The sequence below is a fragment of the Ruegeria sp. HKCCA4633 genome, assembly GCF_013034605.1.
In the GTDB taxonomy this organism is placed as follows: Bacteria; Pseudomonadota; Alphaproteobacteria; order Rhodobacterales; family Rhodobacteraceae; genus Ruegeria.
On the sequence record NZ_WQGJ01000001.1, the window covers coordinates 218,934 to 231,601 of the forward strand.

Annotated in this window: 10 protein-coding genes; 2 read left to right on the plus strand and 8 right to left on the minus strand. The window is 55.8% G+C overall.

The annotated features are described in order from the left end of the window. Nucleotides 1-2: 2 nt before the first annotated feature. From GOV85_RS01145 to GOV85_RS01155, 3 genes are all read right to left on the minus strand, one after another. A complete protein-coding gene (locus GOV85_RS01145) occupies nt 3-434 on the minus strand; it encodes a universal stress protein (protein ID WP_171174172.1) in 432 nt (143 codons plus the stop codon). Further along, entirely contained in the window at nt 431-3,040 is a 2,610-nt protein-coding gene (locus GOV85_RS01150; RefSeq protein ID WP_171174174.1) for a TRAP transporter permease, read from the minus strand. Before GOV85_RS01150 ends, GOV85_RS01145 begins: the two co-directional genes overlap by 4 nt. A 98-nt stretch (nt 3,041-3,138) precedes the next feature. Continuing rightward, nucleotides 3,139-4,107: a TAXI family TRAP transporter solute-binding subunit gene (locus GOV85_RS01155; RefSeq protein WP_171089876.1), complete on the minus strand. Its 969-nt coding sequence runs from the start codon at nt 4,105-4,107 to the stop codon at nt 3,139-3,141. Nucleotides 4,108-4,503: 396 nt separating this feature from the next. Here GOV85_RS01155 and GOV85_RS01160 point away from each other — a divergent pair, with 396 nt between their 5' ends. Beyond that, a complete protein-coding gene (locus tag GOV85_RS01160; protein ID WP_171174175.1) occupies nt 4,504-4,851 on the plus strand; it encodes a hypothetical protein in 348 nt (115 codons plus the stop codon). Between the two features lie 127 nt (nt 4,852-4,978). On the opposite strand, the gene GOV85_RS01165 is transcribed toward GOV85_RS01160, so the two are convergent. From GOV85_RS01165 to GOV85_RS01180, 4 genes are all read right to left on the minus strand, one after another. Further along, nucleotides 4,979-5,860, minus strand: coding sequence for a fructose bisphosphate aldolase (locus GOV85_RS01165; protein ID WP_171174177.1), 882 nt, complete (start codon nt 5,858-5,860; stop codon nt 4,979-4,981). A 73-nt stretch (nt 5,861-5,933) separates the two neighbouring features. Continuing rightward, complete coding sequence (locus GOV85_RS01170; RefSeq protein ID WP_171174187.1) at nt 5,934-7,283, minus strand: cytochrome P450; 1,350 nt, start codon at nt 7,281-7,283, stop codon at nt 5,934-5,936. Continuing rightward, nucleotides 7,280-8,494: a hypothetical protein gene (locus GOV85_RS01175; protein ID WP_171174189.1), complete on the minus strand. Its 1,215-nt coding sequence runs from the start codon at nt 8,492-8,494 to the stop codon at nt 7,280-7,282. The genes GOV85_RS01170 and GOV85_RS01175 overlap by 4 nt, the downstream gene beginning before the upstream one ends. 62 nt (nt 8,495-8,556) lie before the next feature. Next, entirely contained in the window at nt 8,557-9,309 is a 753-nt protein-coding gene (locus tag GOV85_RS01180) for a cytochrome c biogenesis CcdA family protein (RefSeq protein WP_171174191.1), read from the minus strand. A gap of 106 nt (nt 9,310-9,415) precedes the next feature. Between GOV85_RS01180 and GOV85_RS01185 the strand changes: the two genes are divergently transcribed. Beyond that, nucleotides 9,416-9,649, plus strand: coding sequence for a sulfurtransferase TusA family protein (locus tag GOV85_RS01185; protein ID WP_171174194.1), 234 nt, complete (start codon nt 9,416-9,418; stop codon nt 9,647-9,649). A 48-nt stretch (nt 9,650-9,697) separates the two neighbouring features. On the opposite strand, the gene GOV85_RS01190 is transcribed toward GOV85_RS01185, so the two are convergent. After that, nucleotides 9,698-12,628, minus strand: a complete 2,931-nt coding sequence (locus tag GOV85_RS01190; protein WP_171176174.1) for a ribonuclease E/G — start codon at nt 12,626-12,628, stop codon at nt 9,698-9,700. Nucleotides 12,629-12,668 lie beyond the last annotated feature (40 nt).

Consider the following 12,668-nt stretch of genomic DNA (forward strand, 5'->3'; position numbering starts at 1 on the left):
GCTCAGCGCACGACGTAAACCGAAACCGTCGAATGTCGCACCACGCGCGAGGCATTGGGGCCAAGAAGGTAATCTTTGAAATCCGGTTTATGCGCGCCGATCACAATCAGATCTGATCCAGCGCTTTCAGCAGTTTTCAGGATCTCCTGATAGGCCGTTCCTGTCGCGACGACGTGGCGAATATGCTCATTCCGCTCTGCCCCAAGAGCCTTGATACACAGGGCGGTCAGAGTGGTCTGCGCCTCTTCCAGTGCTTTGTCGTGGAAGTCGGGCTCAAAGAAACCCGACACCCAGCTCTCACCGAAATCCGGTAACACAGTCACAACATCCAACTGCGCACCTTCCAAATCCGCAAGCGCGGCCGCCTTTTGGAGGACCGGCACATCAATCTCGCCATTGCTGATGTCAATGGCACATAAAACCGAACGTGTCATGCAAGCACCTCTTGTCTTGCGGCGCGGCCGCGTTGCAACAGCGCGATAAGGCCCAGAAGAACCATCGCGGGAATATAAATCAGCTGCTTAGGTGGCTGGCTGGATGGCAGGCTGACCGAGGTCAAACGCACGGCCTCATCCCCATAATAGTCGAAGTTGCCCAAATCGTCCGCAACAGGTGTGCCAAACAGCGGTTCTTCCAACTTAACCAGACCGTCCTCGGGGAACAGCAGCAGGCCCATCGCCTCGACCCGTGTAGCACCACCTTCTTCTTCGCCCACGGTGACGACAACGGTTGTATCCACCATTTCAAGCGTATCGAAGTCTGGCCCGGACACCACAAGCCGCATCTCTGTTCCGGGTGGAACCTGACCGATTGTTTCTTCGAACGCAGCAGGCTCAACCGTCTGGAACGGAGGTGAAATTCGGTCCATGAAGAAGTCCGGCCTGAACAAGGCAAAGGCCACAAAGATCAGCGCGATGCTTTCATAGATCCGGCTGTGCGTCAGGAAGTAACCCATTGTACCGGCGGTAAAGACCAGAATGGCTATGGTCGCGAATATGGCGACGATTATGCCTTCGACCCATGTCACATCGATCAACAACAGGTCCGTGTTGAAGATGAACACAAACGGCAAGGCCACGGTGCGCAAGCTGTAGAAGAACGCCGTGAAGCCGGTTTTGATCGCGTCCCCGCCCGAGACAGCAGCGGCCGCGAAGCTGGCCAGACCCACAGGCGGCGTCACGTCCGCCATGATGCCGAAGTAAAAGACAAACAGGTGGACGGCGATCAGAGGAACGATCAGCCCGCTTTGCGCACCCAGTTCGACCACAACGCCCGCCATCAGCGAACTGACGACGATATAGTTCGCCGTGGTCGGCAGGCCCATGCCCAGGATCAGGCTGAGGATACCGACCATGATCAGCATCAGGATCAGATTGCCGCCCGAAAGGAACTCGACCAGATCGGCCATAACCTGTCCTACACCGGTCAGCGTCACCGTACCCACGATCACACCCGCCGTGGCGGTGGCCAAAGCGATCCCGATCATGTTCCGCGCCCCGTCGATCAGGCCCTGCCACAGGTCAGCCACACCGTCGATAAAGCGATTGTACACATCGCTTTCGCCGCGGAAGATCGCCTTGAGCGGTTTTTGCGTCAGCAGGATCACGAACAGTAACGCGGTTGCCCAAAAGGCCGACAAACCGGGAGATTTCTGTTCGATCATCAGGAAGTAGACCAGCACGATAATCGGCAACAGATAGTGCAGACCTGCCTTGTAGATGTCAGCAATGACCGGCAGTGTGACTTCTTTGGCGTTTGGATCGTCGGGCTCAAGATCCGGCACCTGAGCGGCCAGATAAAGCAGCACAACATAGATCGCGCAAACGATCAGGCTGAGGATCAATCCCGCCGCCGAAGGTGCCCAACTGGTCACCGCATCCACCGGAAATTGCGAGCTATAGCACAGACCGGCAAACACCAAGAAGAAAGACAACATGCCGACTACGGTCCGCGCCAAATGCACATCCCGGTCGCCCAGAGTTGGCATGTTCCGCTTAACCGCTTCAAGATGGACGATATAGACCAGAGCGATGTAGGAAATCGCAGCAGGCAGGAAGGCGTGGGTAATGACCTCGACATACGAGATGCCCACATATTCCACCATCAGGAAGGCCGCAGCGCCCATAACCGGTGGCATGATCTGGCCATTCACCGAAGACGCAACCTCGACCGAGCCAGCTTGTTCGCTGGAAAAGCCCACCCGTTTCATCAACGGAATGGTGAAGGTGCCGGTGGTTACAACATTGGCAATCGACGAACCCGAGATCAGGCCAGTAGCAGCCGAGCCCACAACAGCCGCCTTCGCAGGACCGCCACGCAGATGGCCAAGCGCCCCGAAGGCCATCTTGATGAAATAGTTCCCTGCCCCGGCCTTATCCAACAAGGCCCCGAACAATACGAACAAAAAGACGAATTTCGTGGAAACGCCAAGTGCGATGCCAAACACGCCTTCGGACGTGATCCACATATGGCTCATGGCCTTTTTCAGGCTCGCGCCCTTCCAGCGGATCACCTCGGGAACGTATTCGGATGAACCAAAGAAAACATAGGCCAGAAAGATCGTCGCGATGATCGCCATGGCTGGGCCAAGCGCACGACGCGCGGCCTCAAAAAGCAACAGCAAACCGCCCAGAGCGACCCACTTGTCCGTATCATCGGCCAGGCCGCCCGCATTGACGATCTTGTCATAGAAGAAATAGCCGTAAAGTGCGACGAACGCGCCCAAAAGACCCATAATCCAGTCCTGGATCGGGATATAACCGCGCGGGCTTGATTTTAACGCCGGGTAAGCCGCAAAGGCCAGGAACATCGCAAAGGCCAGATGGAACTGACGCGAGTTGTTCACAACGCTTCCGGGAAGAACATAGTTCGAAATCGGCGAGGCCAGAACAACCTGAAAAATCGACCAGATCGCCGCCACGATGGCCAGAAATATCCCTACATTCCCGACTGGATTACGCCCACCGGCGTCGGAAGATGCGACCAGATCCTGAAGCTCTTCTTCGGATAGCGGACGATTGGATTGTGTGTCGGAACTCATGCAATGTCTCCCCGTCACGGCCTTTTTCGGCCTTTTGGAACCCCGTTTAACACGGGTTGCGTGCAGGGCGCCCGAGGGCACCCTGCGTCAGGTCTGGCTTACTGAATCCAGCCTTTTTCTTTGTAGTACTTCTCGGCACCCGGATGCAGCGGTGCCGACAGGCCGTCCGCGATCATCTCTTCAGGCTTGAGGTTGGCAAATGCAGGGTGCAGCTTTTTGAAGTCATCGAAGTTCTCGAAGACCGAGCTGACAACCGCGTACACAGCGTCTTCCGACACGTCCGCCGAAGTCACAAAGGTTGCGCCCACACCAAAGGTCGACGTGTCGCCGTCAGATCCACGGTACATGCCACCGGGAATGGTTGCGGTGCGGTAGAACGAGTTGTCGTTGACCAGTTTGTCCACAGCTTCCCCGCTGACATTCACCAGAACCGAGTCACACGCGGTGGTGGCTTCTTGAATCGAACCCGAAGGGTGACCGACGGTGTAAACCATCGCATCGATCTGGTTGTCGCACAGTGCGGCCGACTGTTCAGCCGCCTTCAGTTCGGTCGCCAGTTCGAAATCGCCCGTGGTCCAGCCCATTTCACCCAGCAGAACCTCCATTGTGCCCCGCTGACCGGAACCGGGGTTGCCGATGTTGACGCGCTTACCTTTCAGATCTTCGAAATTGGTGATGCCGGAATCTGCGCGGGCCACAACGGTGAACGGCTCGGGGTGAACCGAGAATACCGCACGCAGGTTTTCGAACGGGCCAGCCTCTTCAAACTTCGAGGTGCCGTTATAGGCATGGTACTGCCAGTCGGACTGCGCCACACCAAACTCCAGCTCGCCTTCGCGGATGGTGTTGATGTTGTAGACCGAACCACCGGTCGATTCGACCGAGCAGCGCACGCCATGTTCCTTGCGGCCCTTGTTCACCAGACGGCAGATTGCGCCCCCTGTCGGGTAATACACGCCGGTTACGCCACCGGTGCCGATTGTGATGAACTCTTCCGCATATGCGGCCGGCGCCATCATGGCTGCGGTCACAAACGCGCCGAGGCTCAGTTTGCTGCTGTTTTTCATGTGTTAACTCCCACTTTTTTATCTGGCAGTTGGAACCCAAATAAGTCGTCCTGCTCAGGGAAGCGTGCCGATAATACAAACCGGCCCGTCCCGCAACAGGTACAACTCTTTGAATTTTCCATTGTCTCCCAACCCTTAAGAGGTTTCATTCAGAGACACCGATTGTCAAGGCCAGCGCCAAGATTGATCCCGCCAATCCGCATATATGAGCTTAATTTCCAAAGTTTCCCCTTCGGCCTGCCAGAAACCATCCTGTTTTCCTGGCAACACTTTAAGTTCAAACATACGCCTCATTCCTGGCGCAAATAACAGGCACCTGCACGCCAGGTTCGGTCATAATGATTGCCCATTTTGCCGGACCGAGTGAACAGAAAACCCCCAAATTTGGAACTCGAAATGGCAAAGAAATACCTCTGCGTGCTCGCAATAACAGCGATGGCGGCCACTCCGGCTTTGGCCAAGAGCACACTACACAACGATGATTTTTCGTTGGAATGTGTCTCGGATGTAGATGGCAGCAACGTTACATTGAAAAGGTCAGGCGGTTCGGACAAAGGTTTCATTTCCACAGGTGATCTTGAAGGCGAGGCTGCAATTTACCCTGTCGGAGAATCGATGACATTTCTGCTGATGCAGGACGGACAGGTCGTCACATTTGTGGTGAACTACGACAGTTTGAAATACGATATGATGGTCAAAGGTGCGGCCCAGAAATTTGATCGCGGCACCTGCCCCGCGTCCTGAAGCACGCACAAGGCCGAAGTCTATACTTCTCTTACACTGTGTTGATTTCAACTGGTGGAATTCAGACGCACGGTTGAAACAGAAAAAGCGGCGCAACTGCGCCGCTTTTATCTTTTATTTCTGAATGTTAGGCCGATGCCTTAAAGATTTTATCTATGTTGCTACCCAAAGCTGTATTGAACTCGGCATCAGATTGCTGTTTCGACAGACCTTCAGTCAGCGCACGCGAAAACGACGCGATCATCTTGCCGTTCTGACCCAGCAGATCACACGCTTGTTCGGTCGAATACCCACCTGACAAAGCAACGACGCGCACGACACGCGGGTGATCAGCCACTTCATCATAAAGGTTTGCCGTGCTCGGGATCGTCAGTTTCAACATGACGTCCTGCCCCTCGGTCAACTGATCCAGGTTATTCAGGATTTCTACCTTCAGGATCTCTTCCGCCTCGGCCTTGGTTTCCGAGTTGATGTTGACCTCGGGCTCGACAATCGGAACCATCCCTGCCGCAACAACCTCGCGGGCCACGTCAAATTGCTGTGCCACAACGGCAGCGATGCCTTCGGCGTTGGCTTCATGAATTACCGAACGTTCCTTGGTGCCAAACACACCCTCTGCCTTGGCCAGCGTTTCGGCCAGACCCGGGATCGGTTTCATCATCTGGACGCCATTGGCAGTCTCTTCCAGACCTTTGTCGATTTTCAGGAACGGAACGATGCCTTTGACCGACCAAAGGTAATCTGCAACCTTGCGGCCGTCGATTTCTTCACCCAGCGTACGTTCGAACAGGATCGCACCGATCACTTTGTCCTTGGTGAAATCGTCCGCCAGAATGATCCGCGCGCGCATGTTCTGGATTTCGCCGAACATCTCTTCTTCCGACGCGTAAGCCGACGCGTCCACCCCATAAAGCGCCAGCGCCTTTGGGGTCGATCCACCGCTTTGATCCAGTGCGGCGATAAAGCCTGCTCCGTTGGACATCTGCGCGCGCTGTTCTGCTTTGGACATAATGATTTCCCGTTCAAGAATGATTCCGATTTCATTCCTCGCATACAGCACGGCGATGGACGATGGTAGTTTGTTAGCGCTCAACCAACCTCAACCATATCCCGTCCTTGGACCGAACGGTCAGATGCGCCACCGGAACCGGTGTTTTTCCGGGGATTGTTTCGAATTTGAATTGGCGCAACAGCATCGACAGGATCAAGGGCCCCTCAACCATCGCAAACCCCGCCCCAGTGCACACTCTTGGTCCGGCAGAGAACGGAATGTAGGCATTGCGTTGACATGTTTTGCCGTTCTCTGTCTTCCAGCGCGAGGGATCGAACCCGTCGGGATTGTCCCAAAGCCTTTCTTGCCGATGCAGGTGCCACGGGCTGACTACAATTTGTGCACCCTTCGGAACCTCTCGATCGCGAAACTGTTCAGGACATTGCGTTTCTCGAACCATCATTGGCACCGGTGGATAAAGTCGCAACGCTTCGCGAAACACATCTCGGATGACATTCAGCCTGGACATGGTCGAAAAGGACGGGTCCAGGTTTGCCTGTGCCTCTTCCGCGACCATCTCTTGCCAGTCGGGGTACAGCGCCAGCAGATAAAGCGTCCAGGCCAGGGCCGAAGCGCTGGTTTCATGGCCCGCCAGAAAGAAGATCGCGACCTGATCAATCATCTCGTCGGTTTCAAAACACTTCCCCGTGGCGGGATCGGGTGTTGTCATGATTTTTGTGGCCAGATCGTTTGGTGCCGTTCCATCAGCAATGGCCGCAGCGCGATCCGCTGTAAGTTTCTGGATCAAACGCCTGATATCATGCGCATTCCGCCGCGTGTCGCCGGCATGTAGACGAGGAACCCAACGTGGCAGAGGCAAAAAAGCCGCAAGGTTCAAAAGCGGTTGCCGCCTTTGATAGGCGCGGAATTTCTGGAATACTTCGGCTGCGATTTCATGTTCGATAGGCACCGAAAACAGTGTTCTGAAAATGACATCAGCGGCGACATGGCTGGTGATTTCCTCTACTTCAACCTCCGTTCCAACACTCGAATGCAGCCGATTGGCGCAGGCTTGTGAGGCATCTCGCATCGCTGGAAACGTGTCTTTTAACCGCCCGCCTTCAAACGCTGGATCAATGATACGACGTTGTCGCCTCCATGCCTCACCGTTTGTCAGAAATACAGACTCACCCAAAAGCGGCCGCAAACCTTCGCTGATCCGGTTAGACTTCGGGAAATCTTCGGGCCTCTTTTTCAAAACCAGATCAACCAGTTCCGGCTGATTGATCATGTAAGATATAAAGAACGGCGTTCGAAATTCCGCCATCCATGCGCGATAGAGCCGTTGGGGCTGTGCTGAAAGCAGGTCTTTCCGAAACAGTCTCAGATACTGCCACAGCGAAACTTTGTCTGGGCGTGGGGTCGGTTTTGGCGGGATCATGCGTGAACCGTAGTGTATTTTGAAACGGGCTGATCAATACGTGACGGTGAAGGCGCGCGCCCGGCAAATCGTGCAGCCAAGGTTTGGGGGCCCGCGGTGATCCGAAAATAATCGTATGCACCCGGACGGTCAAAGGCGCAGAGATACTGAAAATGCAGCTTGAAGAACCGCCAGCGATCCGCCTTCCAGCGCTCAGGTGACAGTGTTTGTGTAAACGCTGCGGACAAAACCAAGGGCCATTTCTTTTCTGGGCTGCCCACACCGCTGACCGCAACCGGGTCGCATAGCGCAAAGGCGCAGCCATCGCCGGGTGCGGTTATATCGACCCATGCCACGGTGGGTTGCTGGGATAGAAACAGCAAATCCGCGCGTAAACGGTGTGCGTTTGGCAGGAACGAAACCATGGGAACCACCTGCCCCAAAGTCAGAAACGACAAAACCGGGCCTCGGTCATACACGCCACAATCGCGGATCAGATCGGCCAGCACCGACACACCCAGATGCGCGCCAGAGCTGTGGCCGATCACCAAAACCTCGTCTACCTTTTCAGTCAAAGCGTCTTTGATCAGGTCTTGGAATGTGTCCAGCCGCGCCTGCAACTGCGGCGGAGTTTCCCCCTTCAACTGCGCAGAATACGCGTAGTCATGCATCAGGTAATAGGCAAACAGCCGGTTGTCGATTGTGCGAAACCAACGCAACACGGCATAAGCTAGGACACCCACCGGAACCAAAGCCCACGGCCCGACCATTGGGGCAAGCAGTTTCGCCGTCGCCCACGCAACCAGCAGCGCGGCCAGCAGTTGCAAAAGCAGCATGCCTACCGGATACAGTGCAGCAATCACCGGCCCTTTCCTCAGCCCCATCAACCGACGCAGAGTACCCGTTGAGATGTAGGTCCAAGCGGTTCGAGCCAGTTGCAGATAGGTGGACAGGATCGATCCCGTCATGCTGTCCCGCACGATGTCCGACCAGACCAGCACATCGACATCCGTGTGCACCCGTTCACCATCCTGAACCGAGGTGACACGCCAGCCAAAAACTTCGGACCGCTGCTTGGCTGAGACAGAAATCTCGTAGCCGGAAATCTCGGCTTGGGCCTGTGACTCAGACCGATACAACTCGCGATATCGTCGGGGCGGAAAGGGATCATAACCGGGTATGTAAAACACCCGACGTTTGCGCACCCGAGGCTGATTTGTCTGACTGCTCATGCCCTTACCTTCTGTCGTGCAGGTTAACGCAGGCTTGAGGTCAAGGTAAGGGGGTCAGCGGCTCATCCAAAATTTGCCAAAGCCGGGAAGGTTTCCAGTAACCACCAGCTGAACCGGGTAAAGAGGCCTGTGATCAACATGATACCCACGAACAACAGCAAGCCGCCCATAACCTTTTCGATCGTGCCCATGTAAGGCTTGATGCGGTTCATAACGGTCATAGAGCGATTCAGGAACATGGCCGCCAGAAGGAATGGAATGCCCAAGCCTGCCGCATAGACGCCCAGCAACACTGTACCACGCGCCACTGACGCCTCATTTGCTGCTAGCGAAAGGATTGCACCTAACTGAGGCCCAATGCAGGGCGTCCAGCCAAAAGCAAACGCCAGACCCAGAATATAGGCGCCAAAGACCGAGCCACCGGAATCACCTGTTTCGATCCGCGCTTCGCGGTCCAAAAACGGAATTCGGAATACGTTCAGAAAATGCAGACCGAACACGATCACCACTGCGCCCGAGAGCTTGGCGAAAAGCACCTGATTTTGCAGAACAAACGCCCCAAAGGCCGACGCGGTGAAGCCCAAAAGCAGAAAGACGGTCGACAGCCCCATCACAAAAAACAACGCCGACAGGGTTGCCTTACGCCGCGCGCGGGCTTCATCCTGCATCTCGTTGATTGTGACGCCGCTCATATACGCCAGATAGGGCGGCACAATGGGCAGCACGCAAGGCGATAGAAAGCTGATCAAGCCGCCCAGAAGGGCGACGAACATGGCGGGGATCAATCCCGCGTCTATGATTTCAATTCCGAACATGTCTCTGCACATAAGTGATGAAGGTCGATCCGTCACGGGGCCATTCAGTCACATCCTCGTGGTTGGAATCTGGACAATATTTCAACTTGGTCCTATCCCGAATGACATGACCGAGATTACAGAAACGTTGGACGCCCTTGGGCTTTTGTGTCCTCTGCCCGTCCTCAAAGCCCGCAAACGGCTTAAATCCTTGCCTGCAGGGGCCGTACTGCGTGTTTTGGCCGATGACCCGGCGGCTATCGTCGATGTCCCGCATTTCTGCGCCGAGGCTGGGCATACATTGTTGTCGCAAGATCTTGATGGGGCGCATCAGATTTATTTGATTCAAAAATCTGTCTGAAAACCCCTGCCCCAACGAAAAAAGGCGGGCCCATCAGCCCGCCTTTCATTATTTACCCAACGACCACCATCCGCGCCGTTTCGGCTTGGCAGGTCCCGGTTCCGGTTCTTCCGCTACGGTTTCCAGCACGGGTTCGGGCGTTTCTTCCACTGGCGCTTCTGCGGCGGGCTCAACCTCATTCGCAGTAGGTTCTTCAACCGCTTTTGCTGCGGTTGATTCTACATCCGCAGCGGGTTCTTCGACGTTTGCATTCGCACCGATGGCTTTGTCGGCCGCATCCGCAACGCTGGCCTCTTCGGCAATCACCGGTTCTTCAACCGCAGCTTCAGATGCCGCATCAACCGCCACGCCTTGCTCCCGAGCGACCTCTGTTACGTCGCCCTCAGGGGTTTCGGCAACTTTTTCAGCCGCAGGTGCATCCGTTACCGTCTCAGCTTCGGCAACTGCTGTTTCAGCCTGTTCGACCGTTTCTTCTGCTATTACGTCTTTCTTCCGACGACGTGGCGCGCGCTTGCGCTTGGGCTTGGCAGGTTTTTCTTCGTCAGCGGCTTCTGCCTCGACAACCTCAGTCGCAGCTTCTTCATCGGTGGCCTCGCCCTCAGAAGCCTCCTGTGTCTCGTCGTCATTGCCGTCGCTGGATTGCTCTGTCGCATCCCCATTGCCCCCGCCCTTCTTGCGGCGACGACGACGGCGCTTGCGCTTGGGCTTGGATTCCTCCTCTGCCTGGGCAACTTCGTCTTCGGCGACTTCTTCGTCCGACGAATCCACCAAATCCATCAGTGATGCATCGACGGATACAACAGGCGCAGTGGCTTCCGGCACAATCCGACTGGCGGTCTTGAATTTCTCCATCGAGAAATCGGGGCTGACCAAATGAACGTCACCCTCGATCCGCACCGACAGACCGTACCGCGCCTCAATCTGTGCAATGTGCTCGCGCTTTTGATTCATAAGGAAGTTGGCGATGCTGACAGGGCAGCGCACCAGAACCTCACGCGACCTACGGCGGGTTCCTTCCTCTTCGATCTGACGCAGAATCGACAGGGCCATATTGTCGTCCGAACGGATCAAGCCGGTTCCATGACAGGCCGGGCATGGCTGAGTCGTGGCCTCGATCATACCAGGGCGCAGGCGCTGACGGCTCATCTCCAACAGACCAAAGCCCGAAATCCGGCCAACCTGAATACGCGCCCGATCAGTTTTCAGCTTATCCTTCAGACGCTTTTCAACCGCTGCGTTGTTCTTGCGCTCGTCCATGTCGATGAAATCGATGACAATCAGACCGGCCAAGTCACGCAGACGCAATTGACGGGCAACTTCTTCGGCGGCCTCCAGGTTGGTCTTCAGCGCGGTTTCCTCGATCGAGCCTTCCTTGGTCGCCCGACCCGAGTTCACGTCGATCGCCACCAAAGCCTCAGTGACACCGATCACAATGTAGCCACCGGATTTCAGCTGAACCGTCGGGTTGAACATCCCTGCCAGATAGCTTTCGACCTGATACCGCGCGAACAGAGGCAGGGCATCCTCATACCGTTTCACGTTCTTAGCGTGAGACGGCATGATCATTTTCATGAAGTCCTTGGCGATGCGGTATCCGCCCTCACCCTCGACCAGGACCTCGTCGATATCGCGGTTATAAAGATCGCGGATCGACCGTTTGATCAGGTCGCCTTCTTCATAGATCTTTGCAGGCGCAATCGATTCCAGTGTCAGGGCGCGGATCTGCTCCCACAAGCGCTGCAGGTATTCGTAGTCGCGCTTGATCTCGGACTTGGTGCGCTTGGCGCCCGCTGTACGAATGATCAAACCGGCCCCGGTCGGGACATCAATGTCCGCGGCAATTTCTTTCAGTTTCTTGCGGTCGGCGGCGTTGGTGATTTTGCGGCTGATACCGCCACCGCGCGCAGTGTTCGGCATCAATACGCAATAGCGACCGGCCAAAGACAGGTAGGTTGTCAGTGCAGCGCCCTTGTTGCCGCGCTCTTCCTTGACCACCTGCACCAGCAGGACCTGACGAACCTTGATAACTTCCTGAATCTTATAGCGACGCGGTCGAGGTTTGCGCGGTGGACGGATGTCTTCGCTGTCATCCTCATCCGCTACGGATTCAATTGAATCATCCTTCGAAGACGCATCGGCCCCCGTGCCTTCGGCACCTTCTTCATCCGCGTCCTGATCATCGGCGGAGTCTGAGGAGGTTTCAGCCGAGGTATCATTATCTTCAACAGCCGAAGCCTCTGCCGCTTCCTCATTCGCTTTGTCCGAAGCTTCCTCGGCTTGATCTACGACATCTGCTGACGCCTCATCCGAGGTTTCAGCAGGCTCTTCGGTGGTCTCACCAGCAGCGTCGTTGACCCCTTCAGCTTCATCAGTCGCGTCATCGACCTCAACAACAGCCGCTTGCTCAGCGTCGTCAGATACAGCGTCCGACGGGGTCGCATCGCTGTCTTCCGGCTCTTCTACCGGTGTTTCCGCGACAATCTCCATGGGCGAGGTTCCCTCGGGCACCTCTGCATCCGTATCTTCGCCGTCGGCCAGATCGATGGTTTCCATACCAGTCGGCTCGGATGAAACTTCCATCGTTTCAACCGGATCGTCCGATTTCACATCGGCCGCCTTGGACCGCGACCGAGACCGCCGTTTCTTGGGCTTGGATTCTTCGGCTTCATCACGCGCCTTCATCGCCTCGGCGTAGGCGCGTTCTTCCTCCATCAATGCCTCACGGTCGGCGACGGGGATCTGGTAATAGTCCGGATGAATTTCCGAAAACGCCAGGAATCCATGCCGGTTCCCGCCATAATCGACAAACGCCGCCTGAAGCGACGGCTCAACCCGTGTTACTTTTGCAAGATAGATGTTGCCAGCAAGCTGGCGCTTGTTTTCGGACTCAAAATCGAACTCCTCGACCTTGTTTCCGTCGACCACCACGACGCGGGTTTCCTCCGAGTGGGTGGCATCGATAAGCATTTTCTTAGCCATGTTTCCTTGGTGCACCGCGCCAAACGCGTTGTCCTGACCT